Below are 17,321 nucleotides of genomic sequence, written 5' to 3' on the forward strand. Positions count from 1 at the left end.
CGGACATAGGCAATCCCGGAGGCGATGTTTGATTTCCGCTGTTCTTAACTAAGTACAGGGTTCTGACGCATCATGAAACACACGTATGCCTTGACGGCAAAAGTGTCATGAAAAGCCAAACTCCTGAATATGAAACTTGATTAGTTAAGAACGCTCACCGACATCAAAATCTCTCCTTCGACCTGAGGAATATACAAGTAATATAAACTGGAAAACACTTCAAGTCAACAATTCTGAATAAAAGATGTGGACTTGATTATGAATGGGTTTTAAAATAACAATAGTAATTTAAACCAATGTAAGCGATTTTATAAAAGGGAGATGCTCTTCTTGCCTAAATATCTACTGCGTCTGCTCTGCTTTACGATGATTCTTGGGGCTTTGCCGGTCATAGTGATTGGTTCCGTCTCGTATACGATTGCTTCGCGTGATATCGAACAGAAAGTGCGCGAGAGCAATCTTCAGATACTACATCAGACTCAGATGCGAGTGGAACAAGTATTACGCAGTTTACAACTGTCCTCAATCCAGTACGTCAATTCACCATTGGTGCTGCGGGCAATGAAGCAACCGCTGAATAGCAGCGAATTTCAAGAAATTCGTGATTTGACATCCGGTTTTAACAATCTGCAGGTGGTTACAAGTATTGATCAGGCTTACCTCGTAAATCTGGAACAGGACTGGGTCGTATCGATGCGTTCTTTTGGTAAACTGGGTGATTTCAGCATTAAAGATCGAATCGGAACCTATCTTACATACACCAATAGTTTATTCTGGGTGACTCAAAACAAAAGTTCATCGAAAGAGAGTGTCCCTGTATCAGCAGGCATGGGTGAGGCCTTAACGGAACAGGCACCTACCTTGATCTCTTCGGATAATGTAGTCAGCATGGTTTTTAAAATTCCGATGGTGCCCACAAACGTGAAACCAAAAGGATTTCTTGTCATTGATATTGCGGATGCGGAGCTGAGCAGCTTTTTGAGCCGGAATCCGAATTCAGGTGATCTGTATGTTCTGGACAAGGATCAGAGGTATTTTTTGAATGATACGAATTATGCAAATAAATACGATGTGCTGAACAAAGATATTCAGGAAAAGGTTCAGACGACGGGGGAACCCCAAGGATTTTTCAGTGCCGAAGTAGAAGGTAAACCTGTAGCCGTCAGCTACAGGCAGTCACCTCTAAATGGCTGGTTATACGTGTCGGTCGTATCGCTCGGACAGATTACAGCTCAGTCGCAAAAGATTGCAGTGGTGACCGGGGTGGCGACGTTAATTATGTTATTGGTGACCGGGCTTGTGGCCATCTATGGTAGCCGGCGCATGTACTCGCCAATCTCTAGACTGCTGCAATTTACAAAAGGGCTGGATTCTCCGCTTCCTCCTGCAGGACGTCGTCAGGATGAATTTATTTATATTGAGGAACGTTTGTCTACACTGTTTAGTTCTGAGAAAACGATGCGTGAGCAGATGAAGGGGCAGCATGTGCATCTTCAGGAGTTTTTTATGACCAAACTGCTGACAGGCAAAATATCGGAAGAAGATTTCAGATATCAGGGCGAATTGTATGATTTCCCCACCGGATGGTCACATCTGGGCGTGCTGATGCTTCAGATTGATACCCTCGAAGGCACAAGGTATGAGGAGCAGGATCGGGATCTATTGCTGTTTGCAGTCAATAATATGGTAGGTGAGTTACTGCCTTCCGAGATTCGGTTCACACCGGTCATGCTGGATGATGCGCAAGTTACTGTACTTGCTTCTGAACTGAATGATGAAGTGCAGCTTAAGGAATGGATGCATACACAAGCGGATTGGATTCGTGAACGAATCGTAACTTATCTGAACCTGCCGGTAAGCATAGGCATTAGCCGGACATACTCCCGCATTGGAGATACGCCTAGAGCCTATCAAGAGAGCAAAGAAGCGTTGCAAGGCAGAGTCAGCTTGGGTAGCCGAATTATTTTACATTATGAGGACATCCAACCAAGAGGTCAGATGGAAGCTGCGCTGTATACGCAGTTACGAATGATCGAAGATCAGTTGGCTTCAGCGATCAAACAGGGAGACGAAGAAAAAACGGATATCTATTTTACACAATATTTAGGATTGCTGGCGGATAAAAAGCTGCATTTCAGCGAATATCCAGTCATCATGGTGCAGTTATTGTCACGAGTATATCAACTTGTGCAAGAGCAGGGCGGAGATGTGGCAGAAGTACTTGGTGAGAAAGCTTCCATGGCATATTTGCTTAAACTATCAACACTGGACGAGATGACCGGTTGGTTCCGTAAGCGATTATTTTTGCCTGTGATTCGTTTCTGGAAGGAACAAGAGGAGTCACAATATATGAATATTGCCCGCCGGATGATTCGACTGATCGAGGAACGGTATGATCGGGACTTATCGCTCGAGGCTTGCGCCGAGGAATTGAACTTCCATCCGGTCTATTTAAGCCGGGTCTTCAAGAAGGAAGCGGGTGTTAATTTTACCGAGTATCTTGCAGAGTACCGCATGGAAAAAGCTAAAACGTGGCTTCAGACGACAGATTTGAAAATATCGGAAATCGCCGAAAAATTAAATTATACGAACCCCACGGCATTTATCCGTACATTCCGCAAAATAACAGGAACAACTCCCGGCAAGTACAGGGAGCAGCAACGCTAGAGAACAAGGCCTGCTCTGCCCTCATGGCAGGCAGGCTTTTGGCGTTCAATTTAACGTTCTTTTTTAAGTCCATTCGTAGCTTATAAATCATAGTTAAACCAGGAACATACAGGTTGAAAGCAGTTCATTTCGAGTATAGCCAGCCATGCTTAAGAGGTTAAAACCCTTGATACATAAGGGAAAACAAAAGGCTAAAACGAGATGATAGCCAGTGATTCGATTATCCGCCACAATGGAGACATGAATTCAGGAAGTGATCTTTTGTAATCGTTTCCAACGTGGGGAGGAAGACACTATGAAAGCCGAAACGGCTGCTCGAACACGGCCCGCTACCCGCAGTGACAAAAACCTGCTCTGGAGGGACGTCATCAAAAACCGGTGGCTGTACATTATGCTGATTCCGGGAGTACTTTACTTTGTTATCTTCAAATACATACCGATGTATGGGATTACGATGGCTTTTCAGGATTACACGCCGTACAAAGGCATTCTGGGGAGTGACTGGGTAGGATTCAAACACTTCCAGCGTTTTTTTGGAGAACCGCAGTTCTGGACCTTATTTAGAAACACGTTTTTACTTGCGATTTATAATCTGGTTTTCTTTTTTCCATTACCAATTTTACTTGCGCTTATGATGAATGAGGTTCGGCGGGAGCGTTTTAAACGCTTCGTACAGACATTGGTTTACGTTCCACACTTTGTTTCCTGGGTTGTTGTGGTTGGTGTGTTCTACATGCTGTTCACGACTGAAGGCGGTGCAATCAATGAACTGCTCTACAACCTGACGGGACAAAAAATTGCCTTTCTGCTTGAACCGGGATGGTTCCGTACGATGATTGTAGGACAATCCATTTGGAAAGAAGTAGGCTGGGGCACAATTATCTTCCTGGCAGCACTCTCTGGTGTAGATACACAGCTGTATGAGGCTGCTCGGATTGATGGTGCTAACCGCTGGCGTCAGACCTGGCACATAACGTTGCCGGCGATTCGGAGTACCATCATCATTTTGCTCATTTTGCGTCTGGGTCACTTCCTAGATACAGGCTTTGAACAAATCTTCCTGATGCTGACACCTACTAACCGTGACGTGGGCGAGGTATTTGACACCTACGTATACACGAAGGGGCTTACCCAAGCACAGTACAGTTATAGTGCTGCTGTCGGATTGTTTAAGTCGGTTGTTGGACTGGCGCTAGTGCTTGGTGCCAACACGTTAGCCAAAAAATTCGGGGAGGAAGGCGTCTATTAGTGCAATATTGGCAGACGCTCTTCATCAGACAGGAGTGAACATTAGATGCAACAGGACAAAACATGGGGCAACCGGATATTTGATTTTGTGAATCATGGCTTGCTGCTTTTGATTGGTATCGTAACCGTAATCCCGTTCATTTATATTTTGGCTGTGTCGTTTACCAGCCCGCATGAAGTGGCTAAAGGCGGATTTATTCTTTTTCCCAAAGAGTTCTCCTTGGCAGCCTACCGTTACATTTTTTCTACAGATACATTGATTCGAAGTCTCGGTGTATCGATCTATATTACCGTTGTGGGTACGCTAATCAACTTGCTGTTTACATCGCTTATGGCTTACCCGCTATCCAGAAAGTATTTGCGTGGACGCCAGCCGATCCTGCTGGGTGTACTGTTCACGATGCTGTTCAGTGGCGGTATGATTCCAACGTATTTCGTCGTTAAATCCCTGCATCTTACCGATACACTCTGGTCTTTGATGTTGCCAACGGCGATCAGTGCGTTCAACCTGATCGTACTCAAAAACTTCTTCCAAGCCATCCCAGATGAGCTGGAAGATGCGGCCAAAATCGATGGCTGTAACGATGTCAGCGTTTTATTCCGCATTGTGCTGCCACTCTCGATGCCAGCCATGGCTACCTTTTCACTCTTTTATGCCGTGGCACACTGGAACAGCTTCTTCAGTGCCGTCATCTATATCAACGACAGTGAGAAGTGGCCTGTACAAGTCTGGTTACGTGAGATTGTCATTTTGGCACAGAGTCGAATTGGCGATACGAGCATTGAAGAAACCGAAATTCAGCCGCTTACGATTCGCATGGCTGTTATCGTATTCTCTACCATTCCGATTATGTTGGTCTACCCATTCCTGCAAAAGCATTTTGCCAAGGGAGTGATGCTCGGTTCGGTAAAAGGCTGATTAGTGCAGCATGTGGTGTGAAGCGTATTACTGAATTGTGAACATTAGTCCATGATTGGGAGTGGAGAACTGGAACGTTATAAGGTTGTTAGATTTTAAGATTTTAAGATTTTAAGGCTGTGACTGTATATCAAAAAGGGAGGTTTTCATGAATGAAGGCAACAAAAAAGAAAGCCGTAGCTGTTCTGAGTACACTGGCTCTGGTGACCGGTTTACTGGCGGGATGCGGATCAGAGGAAGGTCAGGCTGACGAAGGCGGCGTGCAGAATGTATCTATCGCTATTGCACAGGTGGGTGATGTCCCTAGCAAGGGCAACGAGGTACAGAAAAAAATTGAAGAGTACACCAACACCAAACTGGACATCCAGTGGATTCCGGCATCTGCGTACAATGACAAAATTAATGTTATGATCGCCTCCAGCGACATGCCGAAAATCGTAAAGGTGCAATATAACCCAACGGTGACCAATGCGATGCGGAATGACGTGTTCTGGGAAGTCGGACCTTTACTCAATGAGTACAAAAACCTTTCTGCCCAAAATGGACGTTTCTTTGACAACATTAAGGTTAACGGCAAAATTTACGGCGTGCCCGTATTCTCTGATATTGCAAGGGCAACAGTCATTTACCGCAAGGATTGGTTCGATAAGTTGAATCTGAAAGTACCAACAACACCGGAAGAGTGGTATGAAACGATCAAGACGTTGTCCACTTCCGATCCGGATGGCGATGGACAGTCGAATACGTTTGGATTGATGTTGTTCAAAAAGTATAACGAAGATCAGTATTCTTTTACGACTCGCCTTGGTGTAAGCTTTGGCGCACCGAACAAATGGAAGGTTGAGAGCGATGGCAGCTTTACACCAGAATTCATGACACCAGAATATATGCAAGTGATGGATTTGCTGAAACGTTTGTATGAAGAGAAATTGTTAAACCAGGACTTCGCTGTATTTGATTCAACGGAAGCGGAGAAAAAGTATGATTCCGGCGTAGTCGGTATGCGTGTAGGTGTGGCGCAGAATGGTAAAAGCCAGCAGGAACGTCTGTCGAAAAACAATCCGGACGGCATTGTAGATATTGCCGGTTTGCTGGGGCCCAATGGTGACCGTGTAGCTGGACAGACAGGAAACTCGGGCATTCTGGCTTTCCCGAAAGCTACGGTGAAATCGGAAGAGGAACTGAAAAGTTTGCTGTCATTCCTGGATAAATTGATGGATCCGGAGATGGCAACGCTGCTTATGCGTGGTTTGGAAGGCAAACATTACACCAAAGTCGGAGACAACGAAGTGGAAATGAGTGACTTTGATGCCTTCCAGCGTGAAGTGAAACCTTATCGTGATAATTTCCCTTATGTTGAAGGTTATAATGTACCTAAACTGAAGGACAACGAGCTTGGCGAAAAAGGAACAGCTTTGGTAAAGGAACTGGCAGAACATGCGGTACCAAACCCTGCATTGACGTTGTATTCGCCAACATACGGTGACCGGGGAGCAGATCTGGATCAGATGATTGCCGATGCGCAAACCAAATACATTATGGGCAAGATCGATCAGAGCGGCTGGGAAAAAGAAATTGAGAATTGGGCTAACGCGGGCGGCACCAAAATCCGCGAGGAATATGCTGAAGATTACAAAAAACAGGCTCAATAAGGAGCGAAACCGGAGGTTTGATCATGAAGGAAACGTTACAACATACACCGATGCGCATGGCTGACCAGTTTATGGAGAGTTATCGTAACCATGAGCTGTATTCGATCTGGCATTATGAGAATGGGTGTCTGCTCAAAGCACTGGAAGAACTGTATGCCCGTACAGGCGAACAGAGATATTTCGATTATATTCAGGAACTTATGGATCATTTCATTCAGGAAGACGGATCGATTCGGTCCTATACGATTGAGGAATATAATCTGGATCAGATCAACCAGGGGAAATCACTATTTTTCCTGCTCGAGAAAACGGGTCAGGAAAAGTATCGCAAAGCTTCGGAGTTGCTGATGACGCAGTTGAAAGGGCAGCCGCGTACAAGTGGGGGCGGTTTCTGGCACAAGAAAATCTATCCGTTCCAAATGTGGCTGGATGGATTATACATGGCGACACCGTATCTGACTCAATATGGAGCCGTGGCTGGTGAAGAGAAGTGGTTCGACAAGGCTGCTCTGCAATTGCTGTTGGTGGAAGCACAAACTCGTGAACCACGCAGTGGCTTGCTCTACCACGCTTGGGACGAGAGCAAAGAGCAGCGCTGGAGCTCCGGAGATACGGGATGTTCACCACATGTTTGGAGCCGTGCAGTGGGCTGGTATGTGATGGCGGTTGTAGATACGCTGGATTATCTACCAATTGATCATGAGCAACGTGGACAGATTATCGGTATTTTCGAGCGACTCGCGAATGCACTTGTCCATGTACAGGATCAGGAAACAGGGTTGTGGCCGCATCTGCTCGATCAGCCAGGGCGTGAGCGGAATTATCTGGAGGCTTCGGGTACCTCGATGTTTGTATATGCCCTTGCTAAGGGTGTGCGCAAAGGGTACTTGAGCGGGAAGTTTAAAGCGATTGCGGAAAAAGGATATCAAGGCCTGTTGCAGCATCTGTTGCAAACAGACCAGGAGGGTGTGCTTTCCCTGACACAATGCAACGGGGGAGCGGGACTTGGAGGAACTCCTTATCGTGACGGGTCCTACGAGTACTATGTGACTGAATCGATTCGTATCAATGATCCGAAATCAGTTGCTCCATTTATTTTGGCAGGGGTCGAGATGGAACTGGCATAATGCCGGTTCTTTTCTCCAAAACATTATGATAGCGCATACATTCTGAGGTTGAAGGCATCTATATAAGTTGAACTATTCATTTACACTCTAACGGAGAGGACAGAAAAAACCTGGAAAAGCGAAGCGTTCGCCTAAAAGCTTTCTGCAAGAAAGCTACATCGGAAGCATATGCTTATCACCGGATTTTTCCCTTGGGAAAAGGGAATCAAAAAAATCTGGGGATAACCGCTACTCTCCAGGTTATTCTGTCATCGGAGTGTTCTGTGTAAAATCTTTAGTCCAACTTATATATGATTGAGGAATGAGGGCAAGTCCGCTGAACAATAGGTTTATCCAAAAGGAGAGATGGTTCATGAGTCCAAAAAGTCCAAAGCGTTCAAAGAGTCCAATGTTTCGCGTAGGAAGCTTCGTTATTGTTGGTGCGATGTCTGCCGGTTTGCTGGCTGGATGTGGGGGAGAAAAAGCTCCAGCCGCTGGGGAAGGCAAAATGCCCATTTCCATTTCATTGATGCAGGTGGGTGATGTGCCCGCTAAGGAAAATGCAATCGAGAAGAAGATTGAGGAATACACGAATACCGATGTAAACGTGCAGTGGATTCCGCAGTCGGCGTTCGACGACAAAGTCAATGTCATGGTGGCATCAGGGGAGATGCCAACGATTATGCGTGTCAATTATGTACCTACAACTTTTAATGCCGCAAAGACAGGATTGTTTTGGGAACTCGGGCCTTATCTGAAGGATTACAAAAACTTGTCCGCCCAATCGGAGGCTCATTTTAATAACATCAAGATTGAAGGCAAAATCTACGGTGTTCCGAATTTCCGGGATATCGGACGAACGGCAATCGTTTATCGGAAAGACTGGTTTGATAAGCTGAAACTGGATATCCCGAAAAATCTGGATGATTGGTATAAGGTCATGCGTTCCATCCGTAAGGACGACCCGGACGGTAATGGCAAGGAAGATACGTATGGTGCGCTGTTATTTAAAAAGTATAACGAGGGTGTATCTTCACCGCTGACCCGGATTGCTGTAAGTATTGGTGGAGTTAACAAATGGGGTGTGGACGATGCTGGTAAATTAACACCAGAGTTCCTGACTCCTGAATATGTGGATACGATGAAGCTGTTTAAGCGATTGTTTAATGAAGGTCTGATCAATAGTGATTTCCCTGCACTGGACCCTTCCGATGCGGACAAAAAAATGGATTCAGGTCTCGTTGCTATGAAACTGAACGGTGTCGCTCAGAACGGGAAATCATCCCAGCAACGGCTCACACCTAACGCACCGGATGGTGTCATTGATGTAGCGCCGTTTCAAGGGCCGGATGGCATTCGCATTGCGGGTGAGCCTGGAAACTACGGTATGCTTGTCATCCCGAAAGCATCTGTAACGGATGAAGCGCAGCTCAAGAAGGTACTCACCTTCCTGGATCAACTAATGGACGAGGAACTCAGCACGCTGCAACTTCGTGGATTGCTTGATGTGCACTACAGCAAGACGGCTGACGGTAAAACGGAACTGAAAGACTTTGATGCTTATCAACGTGAGGTCAAACCGTATCGTGATAACCTGTTGAGTGTTGAAGGATACAATGTGCCTGAGCTGGTCGATGTTCCTATTGGTATGAAAGGCGCGAAGATGGCTCGTGAAAATGAACAGTATGCAATTGCTAATCCTGCACTTACGCTTTCCTCCGTGATCTATACAGAGCGTGGTCAGGAGCTGGATCAGATGATTTGGGATGCGCAGACCAAGTACATTATGGGCAAGATCGATGATGCTGGCTGGGAACAGGAGGTTGCCAACTGGAGAAAAGCAGGCGGTGACCAGCTGATCACAGAACTGGAAGCTTCGTATAAAGAGCTTAACGGGAAATAAATGAGACTGCCATAAAAAAAAGGTTGATTTCATGCAAGGAATGGGTTTATTCTATAAAAGAGTAAAAATTCCATAATTAATAAGTGAGACCACACCTTAAAGCATAAGGCTATGAATCTGCGGATTCATGGCCTTTTTTGTTTTTGTTGGATAAAAAGTGGGTCTTAGGGAGGAGGGATAATCACCTTAGAATCATGGGGAAATATGAAAATGATACCAAAATACTAGTTATACATGGTAGAATATTGATTATATTTCCAAATTTAGTTTTTGGTTTTGTTTGATAAGCAAGTTAGCCGTTTGACCAAATGAAGCATCCCCATACTAAGGTACATAGGAGCGTGAACAGATTGAAAAAGAAGCAAGTGGTTCAAGGGAAGAAGAAAAAAGGATTTGTTTATATGATGGGGCTGTTGACAGCAGCCATGATGGCAGGAACATGTCTTTCTTTTGGAATGGGATATGGGCAGTGGACGACAGTGGTTAGTGCTGCGGGAGTGAACGACAGCGTAGGGGGGCGGTTCAGCGATATCAAGGGACACTGGGCTCAGGCAACGATTGCAAAAGCATATGAGAAAAAGTTGATTTCCGGCTATCAGGATGGCACATTCCGTCCGAACGCTAAGATCACTCGCGGGGAATATGCTGCAATACTAGCTCGCGCGACCAGAATCGAGAATGCTCGGGGGCAGGAACAGGCTTCCTTCTCTGATCTTCAAGGACACTGGTCTGAGATGGCTGTCCGCCAGTTGGTGGGACAGGGCTTTATTGACGCTGGTGATTATGCCAGCGGTTTTAAACCCAATACGGAACTGACGCGATATGAAATGATGAAGTGGATTGCGAACGGACTACGTAAGTCGGACAGCAGTTTTCAGAATGCTTTTAATGATACGAAAAACACTCTACTGCCTACACCCGAAGTAAATCGCGGAACGATCCGCGATGAGCAGATTCCGTACCTCGCCCTAGTGCGCGGAACAGGCATTGTCGGTGGATTTCAAGACGGTACGTTAAAACCGGCAGATACGACAACTCGGGCAGAGGTTTCCGCTATTCTGCTTCGCTACATGGACGTGGAGGGAACAGATGCTTCCAAGTACAGCGACCTGAACGAGATGCGGGAAGTAGGCACGACAGGTACGAATTTAACGACGATTAGTAATTATAAGTATGGATCTGGCTCTGTCATGATTTCAGATCTATCAGAAGCTGATATTAGCCTTAGTAACAAGTCTGGAGTATTACAAATTCATCGTTTTATCGTTGTGGATGCGACTCAAAGTAAACCAGAAGGAATTTATGCTAAGCTTTTTATGCCTGAAAAGTATGCAAGTGGTTCGTATAGGACTTTTGTAGATATTTCCTTCAAATCTAATTTAGAAAGTTCTAATTTGATCACATTCAATAGGGGGTTATCTGATTCACTAATACAGTTTAATCGTCTCAATTTGGATGTGGCTAAGAAACAAGGTATTAATACAATACCTATGGACTCGGGACAATTATTAAAGAAGGGTATTAAAAAAAGAATTTGGGTTACTTCAACTCTGAGAAACACATCGTGGTCTTATTCTCTGAAAACAGATCAGATAGGTGAATTTAGAATTCAAAGGTAGTTCAGTAGGATGGTGAGTAGGTTGTAATGAGAAAAGTAATATGTTCTTGTGTAGCTATATTATTTGGAGTGTTGACCTTACAACTCACAGCGTTAATATTGACGTCAAACATAGTAAACGCTGTTGTAAGTGAGTATGGCCCTAAAAAAATGAAGAGCCCTCAGTATGTAACCATACTAGCTACCCCTACGGTGGGAAATCCGGGAGTGTATTGGTACCAAGAGAATAGTGGGAAATTTAGAGCTGATCATTCAGGAGGACCAACCTATGCAAATAATGCAGGAAGTTGCTCAAATCCATTTCCTGCAGCTACAGAGGTTCCCGATAGTGTAGATTTTAGTAATTGGCCACCAACAGACTGGCCTGATTACAATTCTATAAGAATTGATACTAATAAAGTTAAAAACATACGTATTCATGATGTTAAATATCAAGGAAGAGCAGATCAAAATTCATATACTGGTATAGGTGATATTAGACCTCCGTTCACATCAACTATTGTTGCTATCAGGACAATCACTGGAGGATATCATGTACCAACGGAGCAAAAACCTTTTGATAATGGTGGTAGAACAACTGCTGGATGTCCGAAGTATAATGTTGCCTACTTCACCCCTATGGACATCATTTGGGAAGGTGATTTAGAAGAAGAAAAAGAAATTGACGTTACACCTGATACTAACCTCACCATTGGTCAAACCAAACAGATGGTAGCCAAAGTAAAGACCAAAGGCTATGGCTCCACAACGTGGAGTGAGGGGGTCGATGTATCTGGCAGAGAGACGGAGATTAAATGGTTTTCTTCGGACGAAGCGGTGGCGAGCATTGAACTAAAGACAGGTATGTTAAAAGCAGAAAGCCCTGGGACGGTTACGGTACGTGCAATCTGGAACAATGGTACATATCTTATTTCGGATACAGCTACCGTTACCGTAACGTCCGAACCGGGATTGGTCGTGAACCTGCCGAATGCCTGTAAATCTACGATAACACCACTGCAGGCGGAAGCGGTTCTTACCAAATCAGATCGAAGTATTCATAAATTGACGGTACATCCCAAATTGACGTGGAGCAGCTCGAACGCTGCTGTGGCGACAATCGGTGCCGATGGTAAAATTACAACAAAGGGCATTGTAGGTACTACGATCATAAAAGCTCATTTCCTGGATACCACCCAGCGTATAGATGAGCAGGCTGAACAAGAGCTTGAGGTCAAGGATTGCTCCAATGGCGAAGATGGAGGAGGCACGGGCGGTGAAGATCCAGGTAACGATCCTGCGAATGCCTGTCCGGTGAGCATCAGTCCACCAAGTCGAGGCGCAGTACTTGAAGCTAAAGTGATGGACCCTTCGGTTCAAGGGATGCTAAGAGCAGACATTCGTGGTGCCGAGAAGTTTGATGTCACGCGTGGAATCCCAACGTCGGAAGATCTTTATGCAAATGTTCTCGCCAAGGGGTATTTGTTCCAGCACCGATGGGTGAACATGACGGGCACAGTGACCTATGATGTTAAAGTCAAGAAGACGTATCATAAAACGTGGACAATACCAGGACGTCCTTCTCGCGGTGAGGGGGATCCAGGCACACAACCAGAGCTCAAAGAACGTGATGTGCCAGGTGATCGATCGATGCGAGTAACAAGGGGATATAGTTACTGGCAGATTGATAACCTGGAGGTCTACAAATTAAATGAAGCCAAAGTGGCTAACTATGCGCTTGGTGGTTACGGAGGTATGGTTACACTGACACCGAATTCGTACATACCTCCAACCTTACAATCCATCACGGATAATGCTGTGCAGAGCCATGTCAAACCCTCACCATGTCGTGAGATTGATCTGGGTACCCAAACTGTCGAGGGGGGGGCCACTGAACCGCCTATGCCGATGGAAACTTCACTTTTTCAAGCAGAAGCAGAAGCGGTGGTTCAGGAGAATACGGTTAACAATGACAAAGTGGTTTTTAATGGTGCGACTATTATGAATAATAGCCCAGCCCAGAAGGAAGCCCCCAGACCTGGCATGGTTCCGCAGCCTCATATGATCGGGGATGATGTGTTATATCAGAATAGATTAACCATCCAGAACACACTGATGAACAGAGCAGATCAGCCGAGTACGGGTGAAATATTCTACGGATTATTGCCTGAGAACGTAAACGGTGGACAAAATCAGCGGTTTTCAATTCCCGGAATCAATCCGGTCACGGTACATACACCAGTGGTCAACTATGCTTGGGTTTCGGATGATCAGCCCCATAATCAGAAAACGAAACCAGATCCTGTGCGGGCGGCGTTAATTCTGGAACGTCCGTTTATGGTTCGTATCCCTACGTCAGGACAACATCTAGATGAAGTACGTTATCCTGGTTACGGAAATCGCGATTACGGGAAGTATTTTCGCAGTAAACAGGTGCGTTTCCCGTTCGATGTTTACACGGATCGCAAAAGCAGCTTTATTCCAGCCAAAACCTGGGTAGATATTCCCGTTAATCAAATGGATACTGCCTTTGTGCTTCCTGTCTGGATTGATGAAGGCACGTATCAGATTGAGTTCCGCAACATTGCAGAGAATGCACCCATGCATTTCACAGAACAACCCGATGCGAATACGGACTTGGCACATCATGTCGCTGCGGATACGGTAGCTGTGGAGGTCATTGGGCGATTGTATGATTTTCGAATCACAGATGTCGCGGACTATCATTGGGAGAAGGTGTTTCGTCAACGACCAGGAAGTCCCGAGCCCACGGGAGTTAACTACTGGACAGGAACAAACGAAATTGATGGAGATCCAAGGGGCAACTTGGCTCCGTTTGTTTTGCCAATCCGCCCAGGCAGCCACCCTATGCAGGGATTTCGCAATGTTGCTGTGAAGACAGGCTATCACTTTAAGTTTGATGTGAAGACTAAAGGGAATATGTTTGGCAAACAGGATGGTATCCGAATCACACCAACCTTCTTTTATATCCCTAAAGACGGAAGCGAAAGGCAGGAAGTGGAGTTGTACTACCACCGGGGGCAGCAACAGCTTATCCGTATTGGATCTGTACAGGATGTTGAAAAGCGTTATGTTGTGCTGAATGCAAGGCTACGAAACGTGCCTGGAATGGAACTCGGTGATACAGCACGTTATGAGTACACCCATGAATGGACACCAGAAGATAGACAGTTGTATACGCTGGAACAGGCGATGGTTCGGTTCGTGACCCAGACGTCACATCGTCAAACTTGGACAGGCAGGTATGATTGGATGATTCTCCCTTCACAGATTCGTACACTCATAGGTCCCAAAACAGACCTTCCTTCCGGGGTAGATATAGATCGGGCGAATGCCGCCATACAGCGCTGGTACGGAGAATATAGTCTGCCAGCGGACGTATATGCTGTTCCCAAAGGCACGAATTTGGAGCGTCTGGCCCGAGAAAATTTGCTAGATGACAAGACTCCTATATTCCTGCAAGATGGATACATCGTAGTGAACTTTAATCTGGAAACGTTACAAAATGGCAATACACTCGCGCCTCATCTGCAATATATGCATGCCCCATTAATGAATCAATGGAAACTGGAAGGTTTTAACGGGAGTCCAGTGGATGAACAGGGGATAAGATGGCCGATGAGAGATGGAGATGTGGTGTGGTATCATGCAGATCAATCCAGCCGTGATGATTTTCAAGCTCAGGTACCTCATTAAAGAAAAGACGGGTTTGAGATAAAAGTGGAAGCTTTATATACGAAGTAGCCGTGATGTGAGTCTGCGTCACGGCTGCTTCTTTTTTGCATAAGCAGATTATGCTTGATCCCATGAACGGGTATAAAGAGTAAGGAGCACTTTCCTGTTATTCATTCCACACTTCGCTCTACATTCCGTATTACATGCCTAACATACTACGCTCACCGAGAGGGGAATTGATATGATTGACGATGTTCAGCAACAGCAAATCGCTCCGAAAACAGATATAGCTTTGATTACGAGTACATATGAAGGGGGGGATCTGGGTGTTACCATTCAACCGAATCTGTATTCTTTCAAGGTTTGGTCTCCAACTGCGGTTCAAATGGAACTTCTTCTGTACCCACCCCTCACAGGTGGAAACCCCGATGACATCCCGAGCGCGTTGAAGCAAAGCATTATGCCAATGCATTCCGGTGAACAGGATGTGTGGATTTTGAAAGTGGAAGGCAATTTACGAGGTTATCGCTATATGTTCAAACCAACGTTTGACGATGGAACTTCAACGATCGCGGTTGATCCTTACGCGCGAGCCGTAACCATGAACGGAGAAATGGGCGTTATTGTGGACATGCGGGAGACTCACCCTGAGGGCTGGGAGCAGGATGAACGTCCCGAATTGAATCACCCCACGGATGCTGTTCTGTATGAGTTACATGTTCGGGATTTCTCCATTCATGCTTCTTCCGGGATTGCGAACAAAGGAAAGTATCTGGCTTTCACGGAGACCGGGCTTCGAGATGAAGCAGGCAATACGCTTGGGATCGATCATTTGGTTGAGCTAGGGGTTACGCATGTACACCTATTGCCTGTATTTGATTTTGCTACGGTAGACGAGTCGAATGTAGATGATGATCTTAAGGATGCTTCTAACTATAATTGGGGTTACGATCCGCTGCATTACAATGTTCCGGAGGGCTCGTATGCATCACGCGCAGATGAACCTGAAACGCGAATTCGTGAATTCAAGTCCATGGTTCTTGCACTTCATCGTAAAGGGATAGGTGTCATTATGGATGTAGTGTACAACCACACGTTTGATACAGCGGAGAGTTCATTTGAAAAGCTGGTTCCCGGGTATTATTATCGTCAGAATGCCGATGGAACGTACAGTAACGGTTCAGGCACAGGCAATGAAGTGGCAACGGAACGAGCTATGGTTCGCAAATTTACCATCGATTCGGTGAGGTTCTGGGCAGAGGAATATCATGTGGACGGTTTTCGTTTTGATCTGATGGGGCTGATTGATGTTACGACGATGAAACAGCTCGCATCCGAGCTTCATACTGAGGTATCCCCTTCCATCTTGTTATACGGCGAACCTTGGGGAGCAATGGAATCCCCTTTAGGTGATGAGATGACCTTGAAGGGAACACAGCGCGAAGCAGGCTTTGCAGTGTTTAACGATAATTTTCGTGGTGTTATTAAAGGAGACAGTGATGGGGATGGCAAAGGTTTTGCAACAGGTGAAGAGGGAAAAGAAGCGGAGTTATGGACTGGTGTGCAAGGGTCTATTCATGATTTTACGCAAGGTCCCGCTGAGACCATTAATTATGTAACCGTGCATGACAATCTTAATCTGTGGGATAAGGTGGCGCGTACGCAAGGGTTACAAGATAAACTAGGCTTTCTGACGTATGATGAGGATGGGAGTATCCGGGGATTCAACAATGTAGAAGAGGCTGTGCGACAAGCAAATCCTTATCTTCAGATCGATCCAGCGCATGTGCTCGGAAACGAAACGGTTAGACGCTGCCTTCTTGCAAACGGTATTGTACTGACGTCACAAGGTGTTCCGCTGATTGCGGCAGGAGATGAATTGCTGCGAAGCAAATACGGAGATGCTAACAGCCATGAGACTGGAGACGTGGTCAACGCTATTCATTGGGATCAGAAGCAACGATTTAAGCCGGTATTTGACTATTACCGCGGTTTGATTCGCTTGCGGCGGGAGCATCCTGCTTTTCGCCTGCGTACAAGCGAAGCGATTGAGCAGCATGTTCGACTTTTACAAAAAGGAAAAGGGTTGTTGTCATTCGAGCTGCAGGGTGCGGCTGTGGGCGATTCATGGCATCGGATTATCGTGATCTATAATGCGACCAAAGAATCTCATAGGATCTCTATCCCTTCAGGAACATGGGGAGTGGTTGTTGAAGATGGACAGGCTGGTGTGAATACGCTTCGCACTATCGAGTTCACGGAGAAAATGGAGGGCAGCAATAACATCCACGATCAGAGCACTCAACATAGCAAGAAGAGCATCAAGAATGGCTCAGACTATCAAGAGAGTAGCAACAATCAAGAGAGTAACATAAATCAAGTACAGGTCAACATGTTATCCATGACCGTATTGTTTTCGCAGTCTTCTTGAAAAGAGTCAAGCTTGTACAACGATAATAAAATGCCTGCTTTTTTGTAACAACAGTGCGGGAGCCATAACGATATATTTCAGTTAAAAAGTAATATAGTAGAA

The 17,321-nt window shown here is 45.6% G+C and carries 9 protein-coding genes; all 9 read left to right on the forward strand.

Annotation, left to right across the window (positions count from 1 at the left end; genetic code table 11):
• Window positions 1-330: 330 nt before the first annotated feature.
• The 9 genes from ABIE27_RS00515 to pulA all read left to right on the forward strand — a co-directional run bounded on the left by ABIE27_RS00515 (window position 331) and on the right by pulA (window position 17,219).
• Window positions 331-2,667, forward strand: coding sequence for a helix-turn-helix domain-containing protein (locus tag ABIE27_RS00515; RefSeq protein ID WP_161557017.1), 2,337 nt, complete (start codon window positions 331-333; stop codon window positions 2,665-2,667).
• Window positions 2,668-2,962: 295 nt separating this feature from the next.
• On the forward strand, window positions 2,963-3,916 hold the full coding sequence (locus ABIE27_RS00520; protein WP_123066359.1) for an ABC transporter permease: 954 nt from the start codon (window positions 2,963-2,965) through the stop codon (window positions 3,914-3,916).
• 45 nt (window positions 3,917-3,961) lie between these two features.
• Window positions 3,962-4,834, forward strand: a complete 873-nt coding sequence (locus ABIE27_RS00525) for a carbohydrate ABC transporter permease (RefSeq protein ID WP_123066360.1) — start codon at window positions 3,962-3,964, stop codon at window positions 4,832-4,834.
• Between the two features lie 152 nt (window positions 4,835-4,986).
• On the forward strand, window positions 4,987-6,486 hold the full coding sequence (locus ABIE27_RS00530) for an extracellular solute-binding protein (protein ID WP_429349662.1): 1,500 nt from the start codon (window positions 4,987-4,989) through the stop codon (window positions 6,484-6,486).
• A gap of 23 nt (window positions 6,487-6,509) precedes the next feature.
• Window positions 6,510-7,613 (forward strand): glycoside hydrolase family 88/105 protein, encoded by a 1,104-nt coding sequence (locus ABIE27_RS00535; protein WP_429349663.1) that lies wholly within the window; start codon window positions 6,510-6,512, stop codon window positions 7,611-7,613.
• Between the two features lie 352 nt (window positions 7,614-7,965).
• Window positions 7,966-9,495, forward strand: coding sequence for an extracellular solute-binding protein (locus ABIE27_RS00540; protein ID WP_240037116.1), 1,530 nt, complete (start codon window positions 7,966-7,968; stop codon window positions 9,493-9,495).
• A gap of 341 nt (window positions 9,496-9,836) precedes the next feature.
• On the forward strand, window positions 9,837-11,114 hold the full coding sequence (locus tag ABIE27_RS00545; protein WP_429349664.1) for an S-layer homology domain-containing protein: 1,278 nt from the start codon (window positions 9,837-9,839) through the stop codon (window positions 11,112-11,114).
• A 26-nt stretch (window positions 11,115-11,140) separates the two neighbouring features.
• Window positions 11,141-14,809: a DUF5704 domain-containing protein gene (locus ABIE27_RS00550; protein WP_429349665.1), complete on the forward strand. Its 3,669-nt coding sequence runs from the start codon at window positions 11,141-11,143 to the stop codon at window positions 14,807-14,809.
• Between the two features lie 220 nt (window positions 14,810-15,029).
• A complete protein-coding gene (gene pulA, locus ABIE27_RS00555; RefSeq protein WP_429349666.1) occupies window positions 15,030-17,219 on the forward strand; it encodes a type I pullulanase in 2,190 nt (729 codons plus the stop codon).
• Window positions 17,220-17,321: the final 102 nt, after the last annotated feature.

It is taken from the genome of Paenibacillus sp. 4624 (genome assembly GCF_050435065.1).
Classification (GTDB): Bacteria; Bacillota; Bacilli; order Paenibacillales; family Paenibacillaceae; genus Paenibacillus; species Paenibacillus amylolyticus_D.

Coding starts and splice junctions, on each gene's coding strand:
- pulA (WP_429349666.1), top strand. CDS start 15,030: ATGATTGACGATGTTCAGCAACAGCAAATCGCTCCGAAAACAGATATA.
- ABIE27_RS00525 (WP_123066360.1), top strand. CDS start 3,962: ATGCAACAGGACAAAACATGGGGCAACCGGATATTTGATTTTGTGAAT.
- ABIE27_RS00550 (WP_429349665.1), top strand. CDS start 11,141: ATGAGAAAAGTAATATGTTCTTGTGTAGCTATATTATTTGGAGTGTTG.
- ABIE27_RS00540 (WP_240037116.1), top strand. CDS start 7,966: ATGAGTCCAAAAAGTCCAAAGCGTTCAAAGAGTCCAATGTTTCGCGTA.
- ABIE27_RS00535 (WP_429349663.1), top strand. CDS start 6,510: ATGAAGGAAACGTTACAACATACACCGATGCGCATGGCTGACCAGTTT.
- ABIE27_RS00530 (WP_429349662.1), top strand. CDS start 4,987: ATGAAGGCAACAAAAAAGAAAGCCGTAGCTGTTCTGAGTACACTGGCT.
- ABIE27_RS00520 (WP_123066359.1), top strand. CDS start 2,963: ATGAAAGCCGAAACGGCTGCTCGAACACGGCCCGCTACCCGCAGTGAC.